The sequence below is a fragment of the Paenibacillus donghaensis genome (genome assembly GCF_002192415.1).
GTDB lineage: Bacteria > Bacillota > Bacilli > Paenibacillales > Paenibacillaceae > Paenibacillus_AQ > Paenibacillus_AQ donghaensis.
The window spans coordinates 457244-481854 of sequence record NZ_CP021780.1 but is presented as its reverse complement, the minus strand read 5'-3'; the positions used below and the strand labels follow the sequence as shown (position 1 = coordinate 481854).

Here is a 24611-nt window from a genome sequence, read left to right as displayed (position 1 = left end):
TGATACACAGATTACGAGCTGAAGGGTGCAGCTTCGTATACCGGAGCGACCGCAAGGCCACGAGTGCAAGGATGCATTTAGTACGCGAGTTGAGGCGCGCTGCTCTATTTACCAGAGCGAGCGCAAAGCCAAGGGCGCGAGGCCAAGAGTGCGAGGGCGCGAGGCGTGAGCTGAGGGAAGCCCCTCAGCTCCAGACCCGGCTGATCCAGGAGAGCAGCCGCAGATCCTGGCCGCAGCCGCCAATGACCGACAGGCCCAGCGGCAGCCCGCTGCCCTTGGCCGTTACGGGCAGCGTAACCTGCGGCAGCCCGGCCAGTCCGGCGATGCAGCTCAGCATCATCGCCCCGCTGCGGTTCTGCTCCAGCTGCTGCAGATCGCCGCCGCGCAGCGGCGCTGGTCCCGGCACCGTCGGGACCACCAGGCAGCTGCCATCCGCCAGCAGCAGGCGCAGCCTGGCGGCTATGGCGCTGCGCAGCTGGCGGGCTGCGCTGTGGTCCTGGCCGGACAAGCCTGCCGCCCATAGAAATCGCGCAGCGATGTCCGGGCCGAAGGCAGGCTGCTCCTTCGCCACCCAAGCGCCGTGGGTGGCCCAGATCTCGGCGCCCTGCAGCTGTCTGAAGGTGTCCATCCACACCTTCAGTCCTTCGGGCGCTATCGCCGTTTCGGCTGTGGCGGCGGCTCCCGCCTGCAGACGGCTCAGTCCGACAGCCAGCGCAGCCGCCGTCTCCGCCTCGATCAGCTGCCAGCCTTCAGTCACAAGATGCAGCTTCGGCATCGAAGACGGCTGCACCAGGACACGCTTCGCAGCATCGCAAGCTTCGTCCTCAATAACGGTCGCAGTGGTCTGACCGACGGCAGCTACGCTATCCTCCTGCACCACCTCACCTACATCCCCCAGCAGCGCCTCACCCACACTTTCCAGCAACACCCCGCCAACCCGCTCCAGCAACTCGGCGCTGTCTGCCATCCAGCCTACCGTATCGAATCCCGGCGCCAGCGGAATGACCCCCTCCATCTCTACAGCGCCATGGGTTGGCCGGAAGCCGTACACCCCGCAATAGGCAGAAGGAACACGGACGGAGCCGCCGGTATCGGTACCAAGCGCGAAGTCCACGCTTCCCGACGCTACGGCAACGGCCGAGCCGCTGGAGGAGCCCCCGGGAATCCGCCCCCCGGCCCGGGGATTCAGCGGCGTGCCGTAGTGATGGTTCTCCCCTCCCAGGCTGTACATCAGCTCATCGGTATGGGTTGCACCGTGCAGTGACGCACCTGCACGCAGCAGCTTGGAGACCGCAGCCGCATGCTGCCCTGCAGGCGGATGGCTGCGCAGCCAGTCCGGGTTCCCCGCGGAGGAACGATGTCCGGCAACCGCCATAACATCCTTCACTGCAAAGCTAAGCCCCGTGAGTCCCCCTCTGTCCATGCCCTCGGCTCGAAGCCCGGGGACTATATACGCACCATAACGGTTATCCACTGCCTTCTTCATCTTCATCTCCATCCATCCCTTCCAACTCCCGGCCTCCGGGGTGTTCCACTCTCTGCCACACGCTCTCTGTAACGGTACCAGCCGGTACTTCACTTCCGCCGCCTGCAAGCCTCCTATCCGATCGCCATAGGATCTGCCGCATGCTCCGTCATACGATCTACCAGCCAATCCACCTCCACTCTCTCCCTCCCGTCCGCTCTACCAGCCACTCACCGCCTCGTCACACCGCGTGTCAGCCCCTCGGCTACGGTAGCCGTTGTCATCAATCTTTTACTACCTGCCATCACCCATCCAATCTTCCAGCCGCTCTACCAGCCAATCGCCGCGCCGTCGCAACGCGGGTCCGTCCCCCCGCTGCGGTAGCCGTTGTCATCAACCGCAATCGCGTGGGCATGCCCGACGATGCCATCGTAGCTGTCCACCTGGCGGACCAGATGTCCGGCTGCGGCCAGCCCGGCCAGCACGTCCGCATCCACGCGGCTCTCCAGCTTCAGTTCCTGGGTAGGCTCACCCCAGGTTCTGCCCCATACGAACCTGGGCTGGTCCACCGCCGCCTGCGGGTTCATGCCATAATGCAGCATGCGGGTAAGCAGCAGCGTCTGTGTCTGCGGCTGGCCTTCACCGCCCTGCGTGCCGTAGAGATAGACCGGTCTGCCATCCCGGCAGGCCATCGCCGGCATCAGCGTGTGGAAGGTCCGCTTATGCGGCTCCAGCGTATTGATGTGGCCCGGGTCCAGCGAGAAGAAGGAGCCTCTGTTCTGAAGGAGAATACCCGTATCCCCGGCAACGGCGCCGGAACCGAACTCGAAGTAGAGGCTCTGAATAAAAGAAACTGAATTGCCCTCCTCATCCACCACGGCAGCATAAGCCGTATCCCGGCCCATCGGCTCACTGACCAGACCTGCCGCACGGTCCAGTGAGAGGGTCGAGGCCAACTGCCGCGCATATCCCTTATCCAGCAGCCGTTCCAGCGGAATTCTGCTGAAATCCGGATCTGTCAGCACCTGATCGCGGTCCCGGAAGCTCAGCTTCAGCGCCTCAACCAGCAGATGATAATACTCATACGAGCCATGCTCAATCTGCCCGAAATCGAATGACTCCAGAATATTCAGACTCATTAGCCCGGCGAATCCCTGAGAGTTGGGCGGGGCCTGATACACGGCAAGTCCGTGGTAATCCGTATGGATCGGGTCGCTCCAGCTTCCCTGATGGTCAGCGAAATCCTCCCTTGTGAGATATCCGCCTGACGCCTGCATATAATCACAAATACGAGCGCCGATCTCACCTTTATAAAAAACATCCCGGCCGCCCGCTGCCAGCGTGCACAGCGTAGCGGCCAGCTGCTGCTGTACAAACTTCCCGCCGGAGACCGGAACCACCCCGCCCGGCATATAGATCGCTGCAGCCTCCGGGCTGAGCGCATGTCCGAACAGCCGGGTATGGATATGCTGGTCCGGCGAGAGCGGGAAGCCGCCTTCGGCATAGCCGATCGCCGGCTCCAGCACCTCCGCCAGACTCAGGCGGCCGTATTGCCGCAGCATGGCGTCCCAGCTGTCCACCATCCCCGGCACCGTGATCGCGCTGCGCACACCCCGCCGGGGAATGGCTTCCTCACCGGCATAACAGCTTCGGCGCACGGCGTAGCCGGATCTGCCGCTGCCGTTATAAGCGCGGACCTTGCCTTCAGCCGCACTGTAGCTCAGCCAGAAGGAATCCCCGCCCAAACCGGTCATATGCGGGTACACTACTGCCAGTGTGGCACTGACCGCAACGGCCGCGTCGAAGGCATTGCCGCCTTTTTGCAGCATCCGCGCTCCTGCTGCCGAAGCCAGATAGTGGGGACTGACGACCATTGTTTTAGTGCCGATTACCGGTTTCTTCTCCAAGCTGTCCTCCTCCATTCCGTCTTGCTAATTAGTGCCATTTAACATTACCTGAAATTCCTTTGTCAATCGGTTCAGAGCAGGCGCAAATTGTTCACCCGCATTTTTGTGAGCCACGCACAAAGAATGCCCGGTCACAGGGCAGCGGCATAGATACGGCTCTGTAGATTGTATAGAATGGCTCCAGGAAGAAACGCCTTTGACACTGGGAGGTCTGACATGAAATCAATCCATAAAGAGTATGTGCAGCTGGCTGTCGCTATGTTTCGAACCGGTATTCTCGGGTACGGCGGCGGTCCCTCCGTGATCCCGCTAATCCGGCATGACGCCGTCTCTCGCTATCACTGGTTGAACGATGATGAATTCGGCGAGACACTGGCCATCGCCAATGCCCTGCCCGGACCGATCGCCACCAAAATGGCCGCCTATCTCGGCTACAAGCTAAGAGGTATACGGGGCGCTGTCCTCTCTGTGTTGGCGCATATCCTGCCCAGCTGCGCCGCCATGATCATCCTGCTCTCGGCAGTGAATATTCTGGCCGGCTCCAAGGTTGTGGCCGGAATGATCGCCGGGGTGTCCCCTGTAATTGCGGTCATGCTTGGCATGATGGCCTATGAATTCGCCCACAAAGCCTACAAGGGGCTGGGCCGATGGCTGGCCGCCGGATTCATTCTGCTGGCGCTTGTCCTGCTGGAGGTGCTGCACCTGCATCCGGCCATTGTAATCGTGCTTTTCCTCGGCTATGGCACGGTTCATTACCGCCTGCTGGCGCGGAATAAGAAAGGGGAGAGCATCTAATGGAGTGGCTGGAGCTGATCTATGGTTTTTTCATGGCGAACCTGCTCGGATACGGCGGCGGACCCTCCTCGATTCCGCTGATGTACCAAGAGATCGTGCCTCATTATGGCTGGCTTACGGATGAGCAATTCTCCAATATGCTGGCGCTCGGCAATGCACTGCCCGGACCGATTGCCACCAAAATCGCCGCTTATGTCGGATACGATGTCTACGGCTGGCTTGGGCTGATTCTGGCCTTGCTGGCGACGGTGCTGCCCTCGGCTACTGCGCTGATTGTGCTGCTGCAGGTCATGCAGAAATACAAGCAATCGCCCGTAGTGAAGGGCATGACCCTGCTTGTACAACCCGTAATCGCCGTAATGATGGCAGCGCTGACCTGGACAATGGCCCAAGGTCCCGCCGGATCAATCGGCTATGTACAGACACTTATTATTGCCGCCATCGCCTTCTGGGCTATGAAGCGGCTGAAGCTTCACCCTGCGCTGGTGATCTTAGCCGCTTTTGCCTATGGCGGGCTTGTGCTGAGGTATACGGTAGTAGCTATTTGAGAATATATTGCGATAATACAGACTGCACTTCGTAGATATTAACGCTTTTGTTGAAGGTCTTCTTAATCGGCAGCGTGCTATTGGAGATATACAGGCACAGCTCGGCATCCAGATCGAAATGCCCGGCCGTTTCCACCGAGTAGTGGGAGATGCTTTTGTAAGGAATGGAATGGTATTCGGTTTTCTTGCCCGTAATCCCTTGCTTATCGACCAGAATCAACCGTTTGTCGGTAAAAATAAACATGTCCCTGATCAGCTTGTAAGCCCGCTCGATATTCTCCTGCGGGGCAAGAATCTGCGCGTATTCACGCTTAACCGCTGGAAGATCGACCTGGGCAGCATTGCCCAGCAGTCCATCAAAAATTGCCATCTGCCATCCTCTTTTCAGCCTGTAGATTTAGCGGTTGGCCCTAGCCGCCATATCTCCATGTTATTACAACATTCCAAAGATATGCCGTACTGCAATACCCGTTCGAAATTTGAGGGCTTGCAAATTCTGCAATAATTCATTACAATAACTTTAAATTTGTTAATGAAGGAGGTGGGTAGGAATGGACCGCAATGTGACCAACAGTGTTATGAGCCGGCTGCCAAAAGTTGTAGCTGGTATTGCTCATGTATATGCCAACAACGGGAGAAGTCTGTCTATCGGCATCCATATGAACTCAATAACACTACAAACATGCGAAATGCCTTTCCTGCCTGCATCTCTACGGAACTGATTACCGGAGAATGACAAGGCCGCGGGGAAATTTCCCTGCGGCTTTTTTTGAAATATAAGGATTTATATGTTTACGTTATAAATCATCCTTCTATTTCTCGCTGAAACGGATGCCTGAAGGCGATACATAGTATCGCTGCTTCGGAAGCATATGCTTTGCTGAGGACGGCGAAACCGTTTCCACTTGTTGCTCTAGGTACGTGTCGGCTCAACGCTCGAGATCAGCGCGGGGGCATTCCTATCAAAGGAGAATCCCTATTATGATGATTCAATGTATCAATGTACAGAAATACCACGGCGCCCAGCTTGTGCTGCAAGACGTCAGCTTCGATATCCGCCAAGGGGAAACGGTGGGCCTCATCGGCCGTAACGGTTGTGGCAAAACTACCCTGATCCGGCTGCTGAACGGAGAAGAGAAACCGGACCAGGGCCAGATCGCCATCCGCCGCGGAGCAACCGCAGGCAAGCTGGCACAGATTCAGGAGGCAGACGGCCAAGAAACTGTGTACGAGGTGCTGCAGCGCAGCTTCGCGGAGCCGCTCCGCTGGCAGAGCCGTCTGCGGGAGATGGAGATGGAGATGGCTTCGCCCGATGCGCAGCAGCAGGAGGCCGCCTGGAACCGGCTGCTGCGGGAATACGGCAGCCTGCAAGAGAAGTTTGAAGCGGCCGGTGGCTATGAGATTGAGGCTTCGATCCAGCGGATCGCCAGCGGGCTTGGCATCGGCCGGGGGCAATATGAGCGCAGCTTCGCTTCGCTCTCCGGCGGCGAGAAGACCAAGGTTGGGCTGGCGGTGCTGCTGCTGCAGAAGCCCGATATTCTGCTGCTTGATGAGCCCACCAACCATCTGGATATGGATGCGATTGAATGGCTGGAGCAGTTTCTCCAGGGCTATGACGGCACCGTGCTGGTCATCTCCCATGACCGCTATTTCCTCGATGCGGTGGTCAAGAAGGTTGTGGAGCTTGAAGATGGCGAAGCCATCCTATATCACACTAATTACAGCGGCTATCAGACCGAGAAGGAGACCCGGCTGCTGCTGCAATTCGCCGATTATCAGGAGCAGCAGAAGAAGATCAAGCAGATGCAGGAGAGCATCAAACGGCTGATCGAGTGGGGCAACCGTTCCAATCCGCCCAATCCCTCCTTCCACCGCCGGGCCGCTTCCATGCAGAAGGCGCTGGACCGGATGGTCAAGGTGAAGAAGCCGATTCTGGAGCGCAAGGCGATGGATCTGCAGCTGCAGCAGAAGGACCGTTCCGGCAACCAGGCGGTTGTGCTGGACAGAGTAGGCAAAAGCTACGGTGAGCGCAGCCTGTTCCAGGGAGCCAGCGAGGTGCTCCGCTACGGTGAAACCACCGCACTTCTGGGCGGCAACGGCGCTGGCAAAAGCACGTTGTTGCGGATCATTCTCGGGGAGGAGACCCCGGACAGCGGCAGCTGCCAGCTTGGTTCACGGGCCGTGCCCGGTTATCTCGCCCAGGAAGCTGTGCCCGGAGACAACGGCCAATCGGTGCTGCAGTATTTCCGCGAGCAGGCCGGTCTGGAGGAAGGCGAAGCGCGTGGCCAGCTGGCACGGTTCCTCTTCTATGGAGCAGATGTCTTCAAGGGGATTGCCAAGCTCTCCGGCGGCGAGTGGACCCGTCTGCGCTTCGCGGTGCTGATGCACCAGCAGCCCAATCTGCTGATTCTTGATGAGCCGACCAACCACCTGGACATTGATTCGCGTGAAGCCTTGGAAGAAGCGCTGGAGGAGTTCCCCGGCACGGTTCTGGCGGTATCCCATGACCGTTATTTCATCAACCGCCTGTTCCATAAGCTGTGGACGATTGAAGACGGGCAGTTCAGCGTGTTCGCCGGGAATTACGAATATTATAAGGAAAAAAAGGCCGAGTCTGCGGCTCAGTCTGCCAAACTTGCCGCCAGTCCCCCTGCCGCCGCTCAGCAGCAGAGCCGGCAGCAGCAGAGTGGACTTGAGGCGAAGAAACACGCCTCCGTTTCTTCTTCCAATAATCGTCATACCGCTGCTTATTGGGAGGCAGCCGTTGCCGAAGCCGAAGGCTTGCTGGCAACAGTTGATGCGCAGATGCAGGGGCCGGAGATCTGCAGCGATGCAGAGCGGCTGAGCGAGCTGCAAGAGCAGCGGGATGCCGCCCAGACACAGGTCGATGCGCTGTATGTAGCCTGGCTCAGCGAAGCAGATTTATAGCAGGAAGAACCTTCTTCCCGGTTGATTCATGAATTTTTCGTTACTACTTAGGTCTCCAGAGGATATGAGCCATCAAGACTTAGCTTCTGGATTGCTACGGTAGTCCAGCTACAAAATTAAGTGCGAATACGCATCTAATTAGCTCCTTTTATCTGTTTTAGAGCAAATAAGTGCGATAACGCACTTATTTTCCGATTCTGAGCTCTAAACAAGCGATTCACTCGGAAATAGTTGCCATTTCGCACTTATTTGTTCGATATCAGGAGTTCCGACCGATATTAGATGCAGTTTCGCATCTAATTTCTCAAAGAGCGCTAGTGCCACACTATATCTTCAGTTGTACCTAAGTAGTAACCACTTTCGCATCTAATTTCTCTGCAAGCACCCTTGCTGCCTTTTACATTATCAGAGAGACCTGAGTAGTAAAAATTTTTCTTGCTATAGAACGTGAACTTAAGAATGTTACACACGAAGCGGCCAGAAAGCCCTATGCATCAGGCTTTCTGACAACTCGACTACTCCATTCTTAAGTTCATCTTATATATAGCGCAACCTTTCCAGGCTCGGTGCGTCTAAATAAGTAACAACTCCGTAACCTATATTCAGAAGGTCAGTAATTCACTTACATTCTGCGCTAATCCGGACATGCCAAAAACGGATGCGCCCTTAAACAGCTGCATCCGTCTATTATATATAAACCAATAGTATCCGTAGTAGTTACAACTGCGGCATAACTCTATGGCTTACCGCCCCATAAACCAGCCAATTAGCGAGATCCATAACGGAATGCTGATTAATATCCCCCATATCAAACCCGTAGCGATGTTGCCTTCAGCAGGACGTGTGATCTTCTCCTGTTGTAGCGGAAGTCTAAGCTCTTCTTGTTCCATGCGATCCCCTCCTAAAATATCTTATCGTCACAGCAGAGGAAAAAATGTAGACCGCTTGACCCACAAATGCAGCATTTCCGGATTTTTTTAGATATAAAGGCTCAGCGGCCATTCATGTAAGTGCTTACATATTAATTATAACCCATAATTAAGCTCTTTCAACACCTTTTTTTTAAATAATTGATCCATTATATGCAGGCTCCTAGTCCAATATGACTGGCTTGTCGGGATTCCGGTTAAATTCAAACAGCGTATGCAGCTGGGCCAACGTATTCCGCTCTTCCGACAGCTCCGGCAGCCCATCCTCGGCAAAAAAGGCTACCCCGCTCGTCTCCACGCCTTCGGCTGCGGCTCCACCCGTAATCCGGCAGAGGATAAACAGCTTGTACACATGGTAAGGCTCCGGCGGATGCTGATGAAATTTCTTGTCCAGCACCGCCAGCAGCCGGATGGCTTCCGCCTCAAAGCCTGATTCCTCCCGTATTTCCTTTACGACCACTTCACTTGGGGACAGGCCGATGTCACCCCAGCCGCCAGGCAGAGCCCATTTGCCATCCATTTTCTCGCGCACCAGCAGAATCTCATTCTCCCGGAACACCACACCCCGGATATCCACCTTCGGCGTGGCATAGCCGTCTTCACCCGCGAAAGACAGCCGGATCTGCTCTTTGCTCTCATACGTGTAGTTCGCCATGATATCCACACTCAGCTCGCGCAGCGCCTCATAACGTTCAATGTCGTAGACGTCTTTGGCATAAGTAAGTCCCGTCTGGGCAATGCCCTGAATCTCCTTCGCCCAGGTTAACCATTTCGCTTCCATTCCTTCATCCCCTTTGCTTGTAGTTATGGACAGTTACTGGCAGAGCATCAGATGACGTGAGAAGCCTGCCTTCTTCGCTATACAGCGGTCGATGATCGTAAATCCCGCCTCGGCAATCATCTCGTCCATCGCTTCGATGGCTACAATAACTACACGGTCTGCAATCCGGCGCGTATTCTCCAGAATAGCGAACTGCTCCTCCGGCGTGATCCGCGAGTACAGATTGTAGGGCATATCCACAATCGCTACATCGTAATGCTCGGCAATGTCGGCGATATCCCCCAGCACCACCTCTGCGGTGAATCCAAAATGGGCCAGATTGGTTCGGGCACCGGCGGCAATCAGCGGGTTAATGTCACGGCCGGTCATATCGATGCCCATCGATAATGCCTCTACCATCACGGTGCCGATGCCGCAGCAGGGGTCGATGGCGCGAATGCCTTCCGGCTCGGGAACGGCCATATTGACAGCTGCCCGGGCCACCCGGGTACTGAGCGCTATGGAGTAGCTGCGCGGCTTCTTCATCTGGCGGAACCAGGTCGCCTGGTTCTTATGGTAGGAACCGAAGTACCACCGTCCACCCAGGGTAACTATGCCGTACACCAGCTGAGGATGATTAACATCCGCCTCGCCTTCAATACGCAGGCCGATTTCCCGTTCAATGACTCTTCGTGCGTCGTATTCGATTTTGTCCGCAGGGGCGAGATCATTGGTTTTGACAAAAATCACCTTAAAGGTCTGGCCCTCCAGCTGTACCTGCTCGGTCAGCTTGTAGATCTCAGGCAGGGTATCGGCCTCATACATCACATCTATCCGTTCCTTGATGAAGGGGCTTCGGCTGACCTCCCGCTTCACTCCGCTGGCAAAAATAGTCGGTGGCACTTCCCGCCCGAACAAGCAGCGCAGCTCCATCGCGCAGAGCGACTGCTCATCCTCCGCACAAGCGTAAGTATAGATATACAAGGGTTCTCCGGTATTGTTCAATTTAATCCATCCTCTGCCATATGTAATGCACGAACGTCCTCTTATTCCGTCTCCGACTCTTTCTGCCGGTCGTCATAACCGCTGCGCGCCTGTATAATGTCTCCGCTGTTTCCATTGACCCATTCCACCAGACCACTCAAAGGTCCGAGCAGTGAGTTTCCCAGTTCCGTAAGCCCGTATTCAACGGTTAGCGGTACGGTGGGTGTAGCTTTGCGCCAGACCAGCCCATCCCGTTCCAGATGGCGGAGGGTCTGAGTCAGCATCCGCTGGGAGATACCGCCGGAACGGCGCTGCAGCTCCTTGAACCGCAGATTCTGCACACCCAGATTGGTGATAATCAGCACACTCCACTTATCTCCGACGGTATCCAGAATCTGCCGGTTAAGCATGCAGTCCTCCAGTCTTGCCAACGGGCTGCCCGTTAATGCTTGTAATGGTTTCAAATCTGGTTACCTCCATGTAACTAGCGCAAGTAATAGTGCCTTCTTGCCGCTTGGGATTCCTTAGTCTAACATGGTTACTGTTAGTAATCAACATCCTGAAGGGAACTGATAATCATGAGCAAAACTACTATCGTAGGCGCAGGCCCGGGTCTTGGATTATCCATCGCCAATACATTCGGTGCCCGCGGATTCAAAGTAGCGCTAATTTCGCACAATGGTTACTACTTAGGACCCTGCGAGGATATAGAAGGTTACTGGAGGAGGTTACTTGCGAAGGTTAGGGGATCGCACTACCGTAATCCAAACCCTCCCCCACCCGAACTTCAGGTAACCTACGTCCTAACGGACCGTATAGCTCCTGTTATTTCCTCATTTCTGCGCTGGTTTGGAATGTAACGGACCGCATAGCCTCTATATCGGAAAAACAGGCCTTAACTAGTGGGTTTTGGCTTGAATAGGGGCTCCTGAGTCCGTTAATAGTCTGAAAGGTAATCGCTGGTTACCGGCGACAGCCTTCCTTTGTTATGCTCAGCCTCCTTGTCGCGCGGTGTGGTATGACAGGCTCGAACGAGTAACACATGGAACACAAGGGGGCTCTAAGTAGCTCCCCACGGCATGTATGTGTGTCACCTGGCGCTTGGTGTGTTCATCAAACCCCGGGCACTGCCGCCGATCCCGGTTTGATCGCCAACGCGTGGTACTCCGGAAACCATCGTGTACTGAGCTGTCTCTCCCTTTGATCCTGCGGGAAATGTCCAGTATAATAGGGGCTAGCATAACTTTGCCAAGAGAACTCAGGTAACCCAGCGGCAGCGTCCGGCCCTTCCCTTCGACTTCGGGATCTGGCCGGGCGCTGCCGCCGATTCTTGCGTTTATCTTATAACCGCTCTAGGAGGTACATACCCGCTATGTCATACGAAGCTTATTTTCAAAAGGAACGGGAAGCCCATCTCGAAGAACTGAAGCAATGGCTGGCTATACCCAGCATTTCCGCTCTGTCCGCCCACAAGGACGACGTGCTGACTGCAGCCCACTGGCTGCTGGACACCCTGAAACGGGCTGGTCTGGAGAACATCGAGCTGCATCCGACTGCCGGACATCCGGTCATATACGCCGATTATCTTCATGCTCCGGGCAAACCGACCATTCTGGTCTATGGCCATTATGATGTGCAGCCGGTGGACCCGCTCAACCTCTGGACCACGCCTCCGTTCGAGCCGGAGATCCGGGACGGCAAGCTCTATGCACGCGGAGCCACCGACGACAAAGGCCAGGTCATGATCCACATCAAGGCCATCGAAGCCATCCTGAAACAGGAAGGCACGCTGCCTGTGAACCTCAAGCTCTGCATCGAAGGCGAGGAGGAAATCGGCAGCGTCAACCTGCCTCCATTCCTTGAAGCGAACAAGGAGAAGCTTGCTGCGGATGCCGTGCTGGTCTCCGACACCTCTCTGCTGGAGCGCGGCCGTCCTGCCATCTGCACCGGACTGCGCGGCCTCTGCTCGCTGGAAGTCACCGTGAACACCGCTGTGACCGATCTGCACTCCGGTTCCTACGGCGGCGGCGTGCCTAACGCGCTGCATGCGCTTGTCTCCCTGCTGGATTCGCTGCATGACGACAAGGGCCGGATAAGTGTGGAAGGCTTCTATGAAGGAGTGCCTCAGCTGTCTCCGCTGCTGCGCGATGAATTCAGCAAACAAGGGGTAGACGAGAACAAGATCAGAGAAGGTCTTGGACTGGAGGCGCTGTATGGCGAGGAAGGATATTCCTTCGTAGAGCGTGTGGGCGCACGTCCAACCCTTGAGCTTAACGGGGTATGGGGCGGATTCCAGGGAGAAGGCAGCAAGACCGTCATTCCGAAGGAAGCACACGCCAAGATTACCTGCCGCCTGGTGGGCGATCAGGATCCGCAGCATATTCTGGATGCCATTGAAGCGCATCTGAAGGCCCACATCCAGACCGGAGCCAAGGTGCAGGTCAAGCAAATGGAGAAGGCGCGCGCTTTCAACAGCGATCCGTCCCATCCGATTCTGCAGACAGCAGCCGATGCCTACGGTAAGGTTTATGGCAGCCGCGCCCTGTTCACCAAAGACGGCGGCTCGATTCCGATCATGGAGAGCTTCGCCCGTGTGCTGGAAGCGCCGGTTGTGCTGATGGGCTTTGGCCTGGATGACGAGAATCTGCATGCGCCGGATGAGCACTTCAACCTGGAGAACTTCGACAAAGGTCTGCTGACCATTGTAGAGTTTCTGAAGACGGTCTAAGATTCACAACGAATAGAATTGGCAAACAGGCCCCCCCGGTTTACTGGATGGCCTGTTTGTTGGTTTAATCTATCGACTTCTTGTGAAGTCATTAATAATATTTATAATATCCTCTAAAGTGTCTTTTTTGGGAGCTTGCTTCATTTTATCGATAATCGGTTCCCGATTAGTGTATAAAAAATTTACCTCTTCAATGAAAGTACCCATATTACATTTTTCCTCAGTCATGACTCTACTGTACCCAAGTTGTTGAAAAGAATTTGCATTTAGAATTTGATCCCCCCTGCTAGCTTTACCAGAAAGAGGAACCAGCAACATCGGCTTATTTAAATATAAAAACTCAAAAATCGAATTAGAACCTGCTCTGGATACGACTATATCCGCCAAAGCCAATAGATGCTTCAATTCGCTGTCTACATATTCAAATTGTTTATAGCCATCAACGTTAAAGGAAGATTCCACATTATCCTTTCCGCATATATGTATAATTTGAAATTTACTCATCAGTCGGGGAACACTATCTCTAACCACTTGATTGATGAAATTGGAGCCCAAGCTTCCCCCCATCACGAGCAGAACTGCTCTCCGATCGTGAAAACCACACATTTCCATGGCCCGTTCTTTACTTCCATTTTTGATATCATTTCTAATAATCGGACCTACAAATATACCCTTTTCTTTGGGAACCAGTCTTTCAGTATCTTTAAAGGTGAGGCAAATTTTGCTCGCAAATGGCATTGAAATCTTATTGGCCAAGCCAGGAGTAACATCCGATTCATGTATGATTATTGGGACCTTATTCATCCAGGCAGCCAATACTACAGGAACCGATACAAAGCCCCCCTTAGAAAAGATGACATCAGGTTTATACTCTCTAATTATTTTGTAGGACTGCCTAATGCCTTTTATAACTTTTACGGGATCCTTTAAATTTTCTATTGAAATGTATCTTCTAAGTTTACCGGTCGAAATAGCGAAGTATTTCACGTCTTTTATACCATTGATTAACTCATGTTCTATACCATTTTTTGAACCAATATACCCTATCTCCCAGTTGAGATTCCGAAGCTTGGGAATTAATGCAAGATTAACTGCCACATGTCCAGTTGAACCCCCACCAGTTAATAATATTTTTTTCAAAACTGTGATCACCTCATCTCATTATCGCACATACAGTAATCAAATTCTGTGGTGGAATTGATTTTACGCGAAGAGAAGCCTTTTCACAATTCTATAATCCCTGGGTTAATCAACTCATCTCCGTAATGGTTTCCTCAACAAGCTCGAATCATTAATTTAGTTGCAAAAGTGCATCTAATTAGTCCGTTTTTTCCGTTTTGGAGTAAATAGTTGCAAAAAGGCACTTAATTCCGTCATTCGAGCAAAAAATACTTGATTTATTCGAAATTAGTTGCAATATCGCACTTAATCGCCTCCTGACAGAGGTTTCAACTGAAATTAGTTGCAGTTTCGCATCTATTTGCTCCGAACGTTCCACAGTAACCTTTTAAGACCTCTCAAAGGACCTAAGTAGTAACCAATTTCGCATCTATTTGTTCACTGGTTGGTGATCCGGCTATATTCAATTGCACTTTTAAAATAAGGTTTTGATAGAAATCGTAATATGCACGGGATGCTCAGGAATTTAGTTTCAGGTTTATTCATTCGCCATGCGCAGTGTAATCAACCCTGCTGCCGGCACCTCCAGCATATGAACGCCTTTGCCTAAGTTGACCAGCTCTTCCCGGACCACTGCCCCCCGGCAATCCTGAACCTTAACACCCACTCCTTCGTAGGCCTGATCCAGCTCCACCACCAGCCGCTCCAGCAAGGTTCCGTTCACGATGTAGACCTGCTCCGGCAGCTCTCCGGCCAAAGGAATTACTGTGTCCTGATAGGCCGCAGCCGCCAGCTTGTACGGTGTGCGGGCCAAGACCAGCGGATAGAGCAGCTCGGGATGCTGCGGCGCAAGCTTGCCGTCCAGCAGTACATCACGATGCTCCCGCCAGAAGGTCAGCCAGAAGAACAGCATCTGGAATTGGGAAGTCGGGATACGGTTTAGCAGCATCGAGATTTGCGGAACGGCGAACAGCACATTCAGCAGCTGTAAGGCTGCATGCTCCGCCGTTTCCTCCGGATGCCACATCAGCATATCGGCATGGGCTGCGGTTCCGCCTCCCAGCAGCCGGATATCGATCGTCTTGATTCGGTTCTGGAGCGCATCGCCCGGACAATCGGCCGCCCGAAAGATATTGCCGTATTTACGCATTAAGGGTCCGATATAATTCTGCCTGAATTCAATCATGATTCCCGGCTTCAGTTGCTTCAACCGGGAGATGATGCCGCTGAGCAGGAGATCCACCGCCTCCGGTACAGAATCGGTATCCCGGCCATCGCCAAGCCGGGCGGCTGAAGTGCTGTCCGCGTAGAAGCTGTCGACGAAATCCAGCTTGAAGCCGTCGAGATCCCAATCCAGCAAGGCCTGCTCATAAATGGCAGTCAGGTACTCCCGCACCTCCGGGAACCGGGGGTCCACGATCCCGGCACCAAGCTCCTCATTCATATAGAGCAGCTTATGCCCGAATCTGCTCCAGGCCATGCTGTGCTTGCCGATGAAAGGCACCGCATACCATAACAGGTATTTCAGGCCAAGCTGATGCACTCTGGCTACATGATGTTTCATCTCCGGCAGCTTAGCTGGGCTGACCGCCCAGTCGCCGCAATAGGCATAGCCGCGGCTCTCGTCCGACGTCTGCCAGCCGTCATCGATGATGACCGCCTTGCAGCCAAGCTGTGCGGCGATTCGGCACTGCTCCTCTACCGCCTCCGGCTCCAGCTGCTGATGGAAGCTGTACCAGGTGGAATACATCGGCTCTCTCGCCGTTTCAGGAACCGGAGCCGGACGGCAGCCCTCCAAGCTGGCCCACCAGTCCGAGACCTCCTGCAAGGCCTCGTAGTAAGGATGCCTGCGGGCGTCCAGACGCAGAGTCAACTCGTACTGCTGCAAGGGAGAACACGGCTCCGCGAACAGAGTCACACGGCAATCGAAGCTGGCCGACTCTTCGTGCAGGCCAGCATGCAGCTGCAGCGGATTCAGCACATCTGAGCAGGCGAAGCTCAGCACATTGTGTCCTGTGCCGCCATATAGACAGACCACGGGTGCCGAAGAAGTAGCCCTGGAGGAGAATCCCGGCCACCAGTCCGGAATCAGCGCCCGGTTCCGGTCTGCCACCGGATGCCACAGCCCTTGAACATCCAGTGCCTTCTGGCTCCAGCGCAAGGTGAATGCAGGCGGAACTGCAACATGGTCTGCCTGGAGTACAAGCCGGATATACTGCAATCCGTCTGCTTCCTGCGCGAAGCTAAGCTCAGGACGGAAGACATCTGTATCGCCATCCAGCACTACTGTATATGTCCCTGTGTGCAGCGTTGAACGTGCAGCGCTCATCTTGTATCCCCTCCCTTGTTGCTTACAGGGAGCTTCCACTCATCCCGCCAGCCTAGACTCAGCTGTCCATTCTGCGTTGTTACGGGCAGCCACATATAACGGGAATCACCGAGATCACTGCTGTTCCAGCGGTCGGCCATGAAGATATATTGTCCCGGTGAACCTGCTGCCGGGAATACGAAGGTGCTCTGCGAGCGGAACGTAGTCTCAACCTCCGATCCGGTGCAGGGATTGCCCATCACGGTCCAAGGGCCAAGCGGATGCTCCGCAATCGCGTATTCGGCTGCATTCGCCTCCCAGCCGGTGCAGCCGGAGGTGATCAGATAATAACAGCCCTTGTCCTTGAAGACCGCTGGCGCTTCGCGATAGCTATCCGGGAACTGGCGGGTATAGCTCTCTGTCGGGCTGAGATAATCGCCGCTCAGCCGGACGATATGGAGGGTGCTGTTATGCTCTGAGGAATAGAACAGATACGCTTCCCTGTCGTCGTCCACAAACACCGTCATATCTCTGCTCATCATGTCGTTCGGGCGCACGCTGCCCAGATAGCGGAAGGGTCCGTCAGGTGTCTTGCTGACCGCAACCCCAGCCCGGGCGCCGGAATAATCGGCTTCATCACTATGCAGCCACATAACAAAGGTCCGGGTGGCTTCATTATAGATAACCATGGGCCGCTCCAGCACCTTGCTCGGATGAAGATCATGTTCCGGCTCCTCCGGCATGGCAGCGAGCACAATCCCCTTATTGTCCCAACGGGCCAGATCGGTTGAGCAATAGCAGGACACACCCACCACATCCGTTCTAGCGTTGCAGGTAGCGGCGCTTTTGTTCTCGCCGTACCAATAGTAACTGCCTTCATAATACAGCATTCCACCACCATGGGCCTGGATCGGCTCGCCACCGGTATCCAGCCATACCTCTCCTGGCCGGATGAACATGCTATTTTCTATTTGACTCATTGCTCTGCATTCTCCTATACAGCCAAAGTATCCATCCTTGTATTTGCAGCTATTCTTCCTTCCCCCAATGTAACTTCCGTCATTTCCGGCAAGGAATCGTAATCTGCATGGTCGTGCCGATTCCGGGACGGCTGCCGATGACTACACCATAGCCTGGGCCGGCATGCAGCTTGATCCGGGAATCCACATTGCGGATGCCGTAGCCGATCTTCGGGCCTTCGGCAGCAAAAATCTGCGTAATCGTATCGCCGTTCATCCCAACGCCATTATCAATCACCTTGAATACAATAGTGTGGTCCAGCTTCTCCACAACCAGCCGGATAGCAATTGTCGCTCCGAACCAGGCATGCTCCAGCGCATTTTCAATCAACGGCTGAAGGATCAGCTTCACCGTCGTATATTCCAGCGCCTCAGGGTCGATGTCATAATAAATGCTCAGCCGTTTGCCGTATTTGATGCCCTGAATGGCAATGTAGGCCTGAGCATGCTCCACTTCCTTGGCAACCGTGGTCTGGATCTCTCCGCGGTTGAGCGAAATCCGGTAGAACTTGGCCAGCTCCTGAACCAGCGTATGAAGTTTGGCGGTATCTCCGAACTGGGCCAGACGGCTGATCGAGGAGAGTGTATTATAGAGGAAATGCGGATTGATCTGGGCCTGCAGCGACTCCAGCTCCGCTTCTTTCTTCTGGAGATTCGCTACATAGTTGCTGTGGATCAATTCCTCAATATTGGTGCCCATTCTGTTAAAAGCAGCGGCAATCTGCGCCAATTCATCATTGCCACTATAGGAGATCCGGCGCTGAAAGTCGCCGTCGCGGAAGGCATTCAGCGAAGCGACAATCTTCTGAATCCGTCGCGAGAAGTAACTCGACACCAGGATTCCCAGCAGACTCAGCACCAGCGCACTTACCAGGCAGACCAGCAGGGTCATCCGCCGCACCTTGCTGGCACTGGCATCGAACAGGCTGTTGGGGATATGCGCCTGGAGCTGCCAGCCGAGTCCATCCAGCGGTTCCGTAAGCAGCAGCCAGTGGGCAGAGGAGCCTTGGGCTTCTACCGCTCCGGCCTCCGGCGAGGATTGCAGCAGCATGCGGCCATCGGCTCCGAGCACCGTGAGCATGCTGTATTCGCCTATTTTGCGGTAATCGACTGAATTCAGCAGATCGCTGATCTGCACATTGATCCGCACCAGACCAATTTCCTTCAGACGCTGGATATCGTCCAGCCGCTGCAGCAGCGAGATATTGCCATGCGCCTCATCCTGCGTAATCTGGCGCCACTGACTGAAACCCATAGGCTGCTTGGCGAGATTGAGGCCCGTATACCAGTCCTCCTGCTCAATCCGCTTCAGATGATAAATCTCATACCTCTTGATGGAAGACAAGGAATTCTGCTCGCTGTCCTTGTAGAACACCTCCGAAATCGCATCATTGCGCAGATATAAGCTAAGTCCTATATTGCTGGCCGTGTAATTAAGCAGATTATCGAGCGCCGGCATCAGTGTGCGGGTCATCGTATCGTAGCTGTACCAGCCTTGCTCATAACGGCGCAGCGCGTTCTGCAGACCATAATTGTAATAGAGCATGCTGGAGATGCGTTCAATATCGTCGGTGCGGTAACGGATATTGTCGCGCATCTGCCGCAGGGTTCCCTGAATGTTCTCGCGTGTCTTTTCCTTAAGCGAATTCACGGAATGAGTATACGCGAACATTCCTACACTCAGCACAGCCAGCAGCAAGCACACCACATAAGGAATAATCAGCTTGTAGCCAAACGGGACATTCCCAAGCCGCCTCATGTTACAAATGCCTCCGATAATCGCCCGGGCTCACCCCATAATTCTCCTTGAATTGCTTGCTGAAATGGGAAAGATTCTTGTAGCCTGCCAGATGGGCAGCCTCATAGACCTTCAGCTTCGGATCTCTCAGCAAGGCCTTGGCCCGTTCCAGCCGCTTCAGGCTCACATAGTCGGAGAAATAGATCCCGGTCTCTTCATAGAAAATCTGACCCAGATGATTCGGCGAGAAAGAGAAATGATTGGCCGCATCCCGCAGCATGACGTTGTGCTCCAGATTCCGGCTGATATACTGCTCGATCTCCTCGACCAGCTTGCGCTTCTTGCCCTGCCGCTTGTGCTGCAGCAGCTCGGACAGCTCGAACATCCGCCGCCGCAGCCAGGATTTCATATCCTCGATCGTTTCGAAATGATACAGGATGTTCAGATGCTTGCGGTCCAATCCAAGCAGCATGTAGAAATCCTCATTCAGTGTATGCAGATAGCTGTCCAGCTTGGATACAATGTGCAGGAACAGCTGATAGATCTCCAGCTTCGTCTCCAGATTTCCCACCAGCACAAACAGCTCCTCATTGCAGTCATCCACCGCCACCAGCCGGTATGTGGACATGGCCAGAAACAGGGATTGCAGGATGCTGTCGAGGTCCTTGGCCTGCTCCGTAATCGGCCCTTTGGCTGCGGTGTGGGCAATCAGCCTGCTTTTGCCCAGAAACAGCTTCAGGCCCAGCGCCTCCCTGGCTCCCTCAAAAGAAAGATGCAGCCCGCCCAGACTGTCCACGGCAGGACCTACGCCAATGGTAACGGTGAGCGGAATTCCGTTCCCCGCCTGGCGGATCAGACCCCGCAGCCTGGCACTGTCGTACTCCTCCTCCAGAATAAGGGCCGTATGCTGGCGGTCCAGCTTGCAGGCCTGAATGCGCTCCTCGGCGCAGAATTGGCCAATCGCCGAGTCCAGTCTTTTCTCAATCGCCGCCCGCTCACCTTCTCCGTAGCCATGCAGCTTCCAGGTTAGATCATCCGGCTCCAGCAGCGCCACATACCAGCGGCCGGAGCGCCACGGCATGCCGATCCGCTGCAGCAGGGACAATACGCGTTCTTCATCCGGCATCCCGTCCAGCAGCTGATGGAACAATTCGCGCCGCAACAGCGGCTCGGAGTCCGAGAAATACTGCTCCAGATGGGAATGCTGCCGCTCACGGTCCAGCGCTTCCTTCACCTCCAACAGCGTCTTGTGCATATCCTTGTCATCCACAGGCTTCAGCACGTACCCTGACGCGCTCATCGAAATCGCCTGCTTGGCATATTGGAAATCCTCGTATCCGCTCACAAAAACAATCTTAAGCTGACGCCGCAGCTCATAAGCCCTGCGCGCCAGCTCCATGCCCGACATAATTGGCATCTTGATATCCGTAACGATAATATCCACGGGTTGTGTGTTCAGCACCTCCAGCGCCTCGAACCCGCTGCTGGCCGCAGCACATACCTCCATGCCCAGGCCTTCCCAGTCCATAAAGCGCTCCAGCCCTTCAAGATCCAGCAATTCGTCGTCTACCAGCAGCACCTTGTACATGAACTCCACCCCCCGTAGTCATCTGGCTAGTAAAGGCAAGAAGAAACGGTTTCTCCGTCTCTGTAGGGCATATGCTTCCGAAGCAGAGATACTACGTATCGCTTTCAGGCTTCCGTTTCTGCGAGAAATAGAAGGATACTTGATGTCGTGGTATTTTTAAAAAAAGGGTACACTTGGCTTCAGTATACCCCACGTTTTCGGCTGGCTCTAACATTATTTCAGCTTACTGAGGTTGTTCTTCCATCTTTCGGTCTGGAAGGTCAGCAGCTTCTCATATCCTGCACGTTTGGCATCCTCATCGGCCTTGGTGAGCAGCTTGCTGACTTCCTCTTCGTTCTTGGCGTACAGCGCCTTCGCGTTCACTTCCAGGAAAATATCATTTACAGTTGTGGCAATGGTACCTTCCTCCGAATCGGGCAGCGGATCGAGATTGACGAATTCCGTGAAGTTCCTGGAGGTCTTCCAGGTCACCTTAGTTTGCGCCAGCGTCGTCCAGTTCTGCTTCTCAATCGGCAGCAGGGCATCCATCTTCGCTTTCGTCTGGTCGATGAAGGTGGTGTTGCCTACCCAGTTGAAGCGCCCAATCTTCTCCTTGCTCTTCTCGGCCTGCGCCGTATTCAGTGCAGCATCATTCGGAATTGGAACGCCATCCGCATCCACTTCATCCCAGAAGAGTCCCTGACGGCCGAAATTGAGGATACGCTGTCCTTCATCGCTAGTCACCCAGTCCAGATAAGAGAAGATGGCTTCCGGGTCCTTGGCGCTTTTGGTAATGACCAGCACATTCCAGCCCAGCGAGTTGTAGTTGTTCGGTGTAATTTTGGCCGGATCAAGGCCGGCTTTATGAATCGGTGGAATGATATCAAAACCTGCCTCCGGGTCGGTGGCCTGCAGCATGGCATTGGCCTTGGCTCCCGGATTGGCTACGTCGCCATCCACGAATACCGCTACCCGGCCTGTGTTCAGCTTCTCTGAGAGCTGGTCGGCGGTCTGAGTGAACACATCCTGGGTGATCAGCTTCTCGCGGAACAGCTTGCTGGCATATTGTATGTTCTGGATATAGACTTCATCTGTAAAAATTGAGGTCAGCGCATTGCCCGACGGATTGGCTTTGGGCAGATAAGGTTTGTTCTCGGCCCAGCCCCCATACATGGTTTCCAGCCCTCTGGCTTTGGCGCCGATCTCAAGCGGCACGACATCGGGATATTTCTCCTTCACCTGCAGCAGATAGGCATATAAATCGTCAAAGGTCTCCAGCTTGGGCGAACCCAGCTCCTTGTAAATCTTCTTGTTGATGATCCAGCCGCCATTGCCGTTCGGGCTGGAGGTATACCAGTTCGGGAATTGATACAGCTTGCCGTCCTCGGAGCGGAGCATGCCAAGCGTGGCTTCACCGGCGTTGTTCTTCAGATTCGGGTATTTATCCAGGTATTCATCAAAAGCTACGAGCAGACCGTTCTGGCGCAGCCGCTCTACGTTGGCCCCCCGGTCCATCATCATCACATCCGGCAGGCTGCCTGAAGCAATCATTGTGCTGAGCTTCGTCTCTGCTGCACCGCTTGACTGGATGGCGGTCATATTCACCTTCAGGTTATCCGAGATCCACTTGGTGGTGGAGTCCTCACCCCAAGGCTCTGTGGTATCCCAGTCATAATTGCTGTAATAGCTGAATGTAACAGGTTTGACCTTGCTTGCAGCTGTTGCATTCTCCTCCGGCGCAGCCGTCGTCGCCGCTTCCGTGGCAGCCGGTGCCTGGGTTGGCTCCGGGGTGCTCGGAGCAGCGGCATTGTTGCCGCCGCAGCCCGCGAGCAGTGCGGTGCAGAGCAGGACAACCAGCGGCAATAAGCGTGTTGAGCGTTTTCTTTTCAAATGAAGAACCCCTCTCTACTGTCAATCTGATTATTCCTTAATGGAGCCGATCAGTACACCTTTGACAAAATATTTCTGCAAAAATGGATATACCAGCACTATGGGCAGCGTGGCAACCATCGTTGTAGCCATAATCAGGGATTTGCTCGTTACAGTCTGAACCAATGACAGGCGGTCCTGGGCAGCCGCGTTGGTGCCTATCGCCTGAAGCAGCTGATCCGTGACAATGTTGGAATTGAGGATCTGCTTCAGCAGCGTCTGGATCGGGATCAAATTCGGATTATTAATATAGATGCTGGCCGAGAACCACTCATTCCAGTGATAAACGGCGGTAAACAGCGACAATGTAGCTACCACCGGCCCGGAGATGGGCAGAATAATCCGGATCAGCACGCCGATATGATTGCAGCCGTCAATCCTCGCCGATTCGGCCAGCCCGGCGGGCAGCCCGAGAAAAAACGTCCGGAAAATAATCATATTGTACACGCTGATCATGCCGGGAATAATCAGTACCCAGAAGGTATCCATCATCCCGAACTCGCGCAGCAGCAGGAAGGTTGGAATCAGCCCGCCGCTGAAATACATCGTCACCACACAGAACACCATATAATATTTGCGGCCCATCAGCTCATGCCTGGAGAGGCCGTAGGCCAGAACGGCTGTGAACAGCACGGACAGCAGTGTGCCGGATACCGTCCGCAGGGCGGAGATCAGGAAAGCCTGCCCGATGCGGCTGTCGCGGAAGACCACCTCATAGTTATCCAGTGTCGGACTGCGGGGCCAGAAGGTAATGCCGCCAAGGGCGGTATCCGCCCCCGAGTTAAGCGAGATGACCAATGAGTTCCAGAAGGGGTAGAGGGTGACGAAGCCCAGCAGCAGCATCAGAATGTAGATGAACACCTGGAGAACCTTGTCACCCGCCGAAAGCTTCATCATCTCTTCTCCCCCTCTCCTGTTCGATATTGGATTACCATAAGCTGGAGCCCATCTTTCTCGCTGCCCGGTTAGCGGCCGCCAGCAGCCCGACACTGACAATGGCCTTGAACAATCCGGCTGCAGCCGCATAGGAGTAGCGGTTGTTCAGAAACCCCATCCGGTACACATACGTATCAATAACATCCGACACATCACGCAGCACAGGGTTGGTAGCCAGAATCAGAATATCCTCAAACCCGGCATTCAGGATGTTGCCCACGGCCAGAATCATGAAGATAATAATAACCGGCCGGATGCAGGGTAAGGTAATCAGTTGAATCTGTTTGAAGCGCCCGGCTCCGTCTATGGCTGCGGCTTCGTAGAGATGGGGATCGATCCCTGCAATCGCTGCCAGGTATACGATCGCGGCAAACCCCATTTCCTTCCAGATTCCCGTTCCGACAAGAATGCCCCAGAAATACTCCGGCACAGACAGGAAGCTGACCGGCTCATGGATCAGATTCAGCTTCAGCAGCAGCATGTTAACGCTTCCATTATCAGTCGAAAGCATCGAGCCGACGACCCCGCCGACGATGACCCAGGACAGAAAATGCGGCAGATAGCTGACGGTCTGAATGATTCTTTTGAACAGCAGCGCACGGATTTCGTTCAGCATCAGGGCGAGCAGAATGGGAGCCGGAAATCCGATGCCCAGCTTCAGCAAGCTGATGACAATGGTGTTGCGCATCACTGTCCAGAAATCGGGGGAGCTGAAGAAAGCCGCGAAATGTTTGGTCCCAACCCATGGACTGTTGAAGAAGCCGCCAAAGAGCTGATAATCCTGAAAAGCCATTAGAACACCGTACATGGGCAGGTAGCTGAAGATAAAGATAAACACCAGCGCCGGCAGAACCATCAGCTGAATGTCCCATTGTCCGGCCCACCGCCGCCACCAGACGGCCTGCCCGCCGCCTCTGCCGCGCAAGAGCCTGCGCTCGATTTCCAAGTGTG

19 protein-coding genes are annotated in these 24611 nt (G+C 54.5%); 4 read left to right on the top strand and 15 right to left on the bottom strand.

Translation table 11 applies throughout. The annotated features are described in order from the left end of the window. Positions 1-184: 184 nt before the first annotated feature. On the bottom strand, positions 185-1423 hold the full coding sequence (locus B9T62_RS01865; RefSeq protein ID WP_425436674.1) for an amidase family protein: 1239 nt from the start codon (positions 1421-1423) through the stop codon (positions 185-187). Between the two features lie 371 nt (positions 1424-1794). Beyond that, complete coding sequence (gene ggt / locus B9T62_RS01860) at positions 1795-3387, bottom strand: gamma-glutamyltransferase (protein WP_087913711.1); 1593 nt, start codon at positions 3385-3387, stop codon at positions 1795-1797. Positions 3388-3588: 201 nt separating this feature from the next. On the opposite strand from ggt, the gene chrB reads away from it, so the two are divergent. Continuing rightward, positions 3589-4167, top strand: a complete 579-nt coding sequence (chrB, locus tag B9T62_RS01855) for a chromate efflux transporter ChrB (RefSeq protein ID WP_157685402.1) — start codon at positions 3589-3591, stop codon at positions 4165-4167. Further along, complete coding sequence (gene chrA, locus B9T62_RS01850; protein ID WP_087913710.1) at positions 4167-4715, top strand: chromate efflux transporter ChrA; 549 nt, start codon at positions 4167-4169, stop codon at positions 4713-4715. The genes chrB and chrA overlap by 1 nt, the downstream gene beginning before the upstream one ends. Here chrA and B9T62_RS01845 read toward each other — a convergent pair. Next, positions 4708-5085 carry a PH domain-containing protein gene (locus B9T62_RS01845; protein ID WP_087913709.1) on the bottom strand — a complete coding sequence of 126 codons (378 nt, stop codon included), beginning with the start codon at positions 5083-5085 and terminating at the stop codon, positions 4708-4710. The two genes, chrA and B9T62_RS01845, sit on opposite strands and share 8 nt — an antisense overlap. Positions 5086-5696: 611 nt before the next feature. Between B9T62_RS01845 and abc-f the strand changes: the two genes are divergently transcribed. Next, positions 5697-7643 (top strand): ribosomal protection-like ABC-F family protein, encoded by a 1947-nt coding sequence (gene abc-f / locus B9T62_RS01840; protein WP_087913708.1) that lies wholly within the window; start codon positions 5697-5699, stop codon positions 7641-7643. A 743-nt stretch (positions 7644-8386) separates the two neighbouring features. On the opposite strand, the gene B9T62_RS39855 is transcribed toward abc-f, so the two are convergent. From B9T62_RS39855 to B9T62_RS01825, 4 genes are all read right to left on the bottom strand, one after another. Continuing rightward, positions 8387-8533, bottom strand: coding sequence for a hypothetical protein (locus B9T62_RS39855; RefSeq protein ID WP_169834311.1), 147 nt, complete (start codon positions 8531-8533; stop codon positions 8387-8389). Positions 8534-8735: 202 nt separating this feature from the next. Then, positions 8736-9353: an NUDIX hydrolase gene (locus tag B9T62_RS01835; protein ID WP_087913707.1), complete on the bottom strand. Its 618-nt coding sequence runs from the start codon at positions 9351-9353 to the stop codon at positions 8736-8738. Between the two features lie 33 nt (positions 9354-9386). Continuing rightward, positions 9387-10337: a TRM11 family methyltransferase gene (locus B9T62_RS01830; RefSeq protein ID WP_087913706.1), complete on the bottom strand. Its 951-nt coding sequence runs from the start codon at positions 10335-10337 to the stop codon at positions 9387-9389. A 41-nt stretch (positions 10338-10378) separates the two neighbouring features. Further along, positions 10379-10780: a winged helix-turn-helix transcriptional regulator gene (locus B9T62_RS01825; protein ID WP_245864306.1), complete on the bottom strand. Its 402-nt coding sequence runs from the start codon at positions 10778-10780 to the stop codon at positions 10379-10381. A 908-nt stretch (positions 10781-11688) separates the two neighbouring features. On the opposite strand from B9T62_RS01825, the gene B9T62_RS01820 reads away from it, so the two are divergent. Beyond that, positions 11689-13044, top strand: a complete 1356-nt coding sequence (locus B9T62_RS01820) for a dipeptidase (protein ID WP_087913704.1) — start codon at positions 11689-11691, stop codon at positions 13042-13044. Between the two features lie 69 nt (positions 13045-13113). Here B9T62_RS01820 and B9T62_RS01815 read toward each other — a convergent pair whose 3' ends face one another. The 8 genes from B9T62_RS01815 to B9T62_RS01780 all read right to left on the bottom strand — a co-directional run bounded on the left by B9T62_RS01815 (position 13114) and on the right by B9T62_RS01780 (position 24516). Next, positions 13114-14184: an undecaprenyldiphospho-muramoylpentapeptide beta-N-acetylglucosaminyltransferase gene (locus B9T62_RS01815; RefSeq protein ID WP_425436632.1), complete on the bottom strand. Its 1071-nt coding sequence runs from the start codon at positions 14182-14184 to the stop codon at positions 13114-13116. A 517-nt stretch (positions 14185-14701) separates the two neighbouring features. After that, entirely contained in the window at positions 14702-16492 is a 1791-nt protein-coding gene (locus tag B9T62_RS01810; protein WP_087913703.1) for a glycoside hydrolase family 36 protein, read from the bottom strand. Beyond that, positions 16489-17451: a glycoside hydrolase family 43 protein gene (locus tag B9T62_RS01805; RefSeq protein ID WP_087913702.1), complete on the bottom strand. Its 963-nt coding sequence runs from the start codon at positions 17449-17451 to the stop codon at positions 16489-16491. Before B9T62_RS01805 ends, B9T62_RS01810 begins: the two co-directional genes overlap by 4 nt. Positions 17452-17530: 79 nt before the next feature. Next, on the bottom strand, positions 17531-19249 hold the full coding sequence (locus B9T62_RS01800) for a cache domain-containing sensor histidine kinase (RefSeq protein ID WP_087913701.1): 1719 nt from the start codon (positions 19247-19249) through the stop codon (positions 17531-17533). Between the two features lies 1 nt (position 19250). After that, entirely contained in the window at positions 19251-20816 is a 1566-nt protein-coding gene (locus B9T62_RS01795; RefSeq protein WP_087913700.1) for a response regulator, read from the bottom strand. Positions 20817-21029: 213 nt separating this feature from the next. After that, positions 21030-22685, bottom strand: a complete 1656-nt coding sequence (locus B9T62_RS01790) for an extracellular solute-binding protein (protein ID WP_169834310.1) — start codon at positions 22683-22685, stop codon at positions 21030-21032. Between the two features lie 30 nt (positions 22686-22715). Then, positions 22716-23621 (bottom strand): carbohydrate ABC transporter permease, encoded by a 906-nt coding sequence (locus tag B9T62_RS01785; RefSeq protein ID WP_087913699.1) that lies wholly within the window; start codon positions 23619-23621, stop codon positions 22716-22718. A gap of 31 nt (positions 23622-23652) precedes the next feature. Next, positions 23653-24516 carry an ABC transporter permease gene (locus B9T62_RS01780; RefSeq protein WP_087920085.1) on the bottom strand — a complete coding sequence of 288 codons (864 nt, stop codon included), beginning with the start codon at positions 24514-24516 and terminating at the stop codon, positions 23653-23655. Positions 24517-24611: the final 95 nt, after the last annotated feature.

Coding starts and splice junctions, on each gene's coding strand:
- B9T62_RS01865 (WP_425436674.1), bottom strand. CDS start 1,423: ATGGACAGAGGGGGACTCACGGGGCTTAGCTTTGCAGTGAAGGATGTT.
- ggt (WP_087913711.1), bottom strand. CDS start 3,387: ATGGAGGAGGACAGCTTGGAGAAGAAACCGGTAATCGGCACTAAAACA.
- chrB (WP_157685402.1), top strand. CDS start 3,589: ATGAAATCAATCCATAAAGAGTATGTGCAGCTGGCTGTCGCTATGTTT.
- chrA (WP_087913710.1), top strand. CDS start 4,167: ATGGAGTGGCTGGAGCTGATCTATGGTTTTTTCATGGCGAACCTGCTC.
- B9T62_RS01845 (WP_087913709.1), bottom strand. CDS start 5,085: ATGGCAATTTTTGATGGACTGCTGGGCAATGCTGCCCAGGTCGATCTT.
- abc-f (WP_087913708.1), top strand. CDS start 5,697: ATGATGATTCAATGTATCAATGTACAGAAATACCACGGCGCCCAGCTT.
- B9T62_RS39855 (WP_169834311.1), bottom strand. CDS start 8,533: ATGGAACAAGAAGAGCTTAGACTTCCGCTACAACAGGAGAAGATCACA.
- B9T62_RS01835 (WP_087913707.1), bottom strand. CDS start 9,353: ATGGAAGCGAAATGGTTAACCTGGGCGAAGGAGATTCAGGGCATTGCC.
- B9T62_RS01820 (WP_087913704.1), top strand. CDS start 11,689: ATGTCATACGAAGCTTATTTTCAAAAGGAACGGGAAGCCCATCTCGAA.
- B9T62_RS01810 (WP_087913703.1), bottom strand. CDS start 16,492: ATGAGCGCTGCACGTTCAACGCTGCACACAGGGACATATACAGTAGTG.
- B9T62_RS01805 (WP_087913702.1), bottom strand. CDS start 17,451: ATGAGTCAAATAGAAAATAGCATGTTCATCCGGCCAGGAGAGGTATGG.
- B9T62_RS01800 (WP_087913701.1), bottom strand. CDS start 19,249: ATGAGGCGGCTTGGGAATGTCCCGTTTGGCTACAAGCTGATTATTCCT.
- B9T62_RS01795 (WP_087913700.1), bottom strand. CDS start 20,816: ATGTACAAGGTGCTGCTGGTAGACGACGAATTGCTGGATCTTGAAGGG.
- B9T62_RS01785 (WP_087913699.1), bottom strand. CDS start 23,621: ATGATGAAGCTTTCGGCGGGTGACAAGGTTCTCCAGGTGTTCATCTAC.
- B9T62_RS01780 (WP_087920085.1), bottom strand. CDS start 24,516: ATGGTTCTGCCGGCGCTGGTGTTTATCTTTATCTTCAGCTACCTGCCC.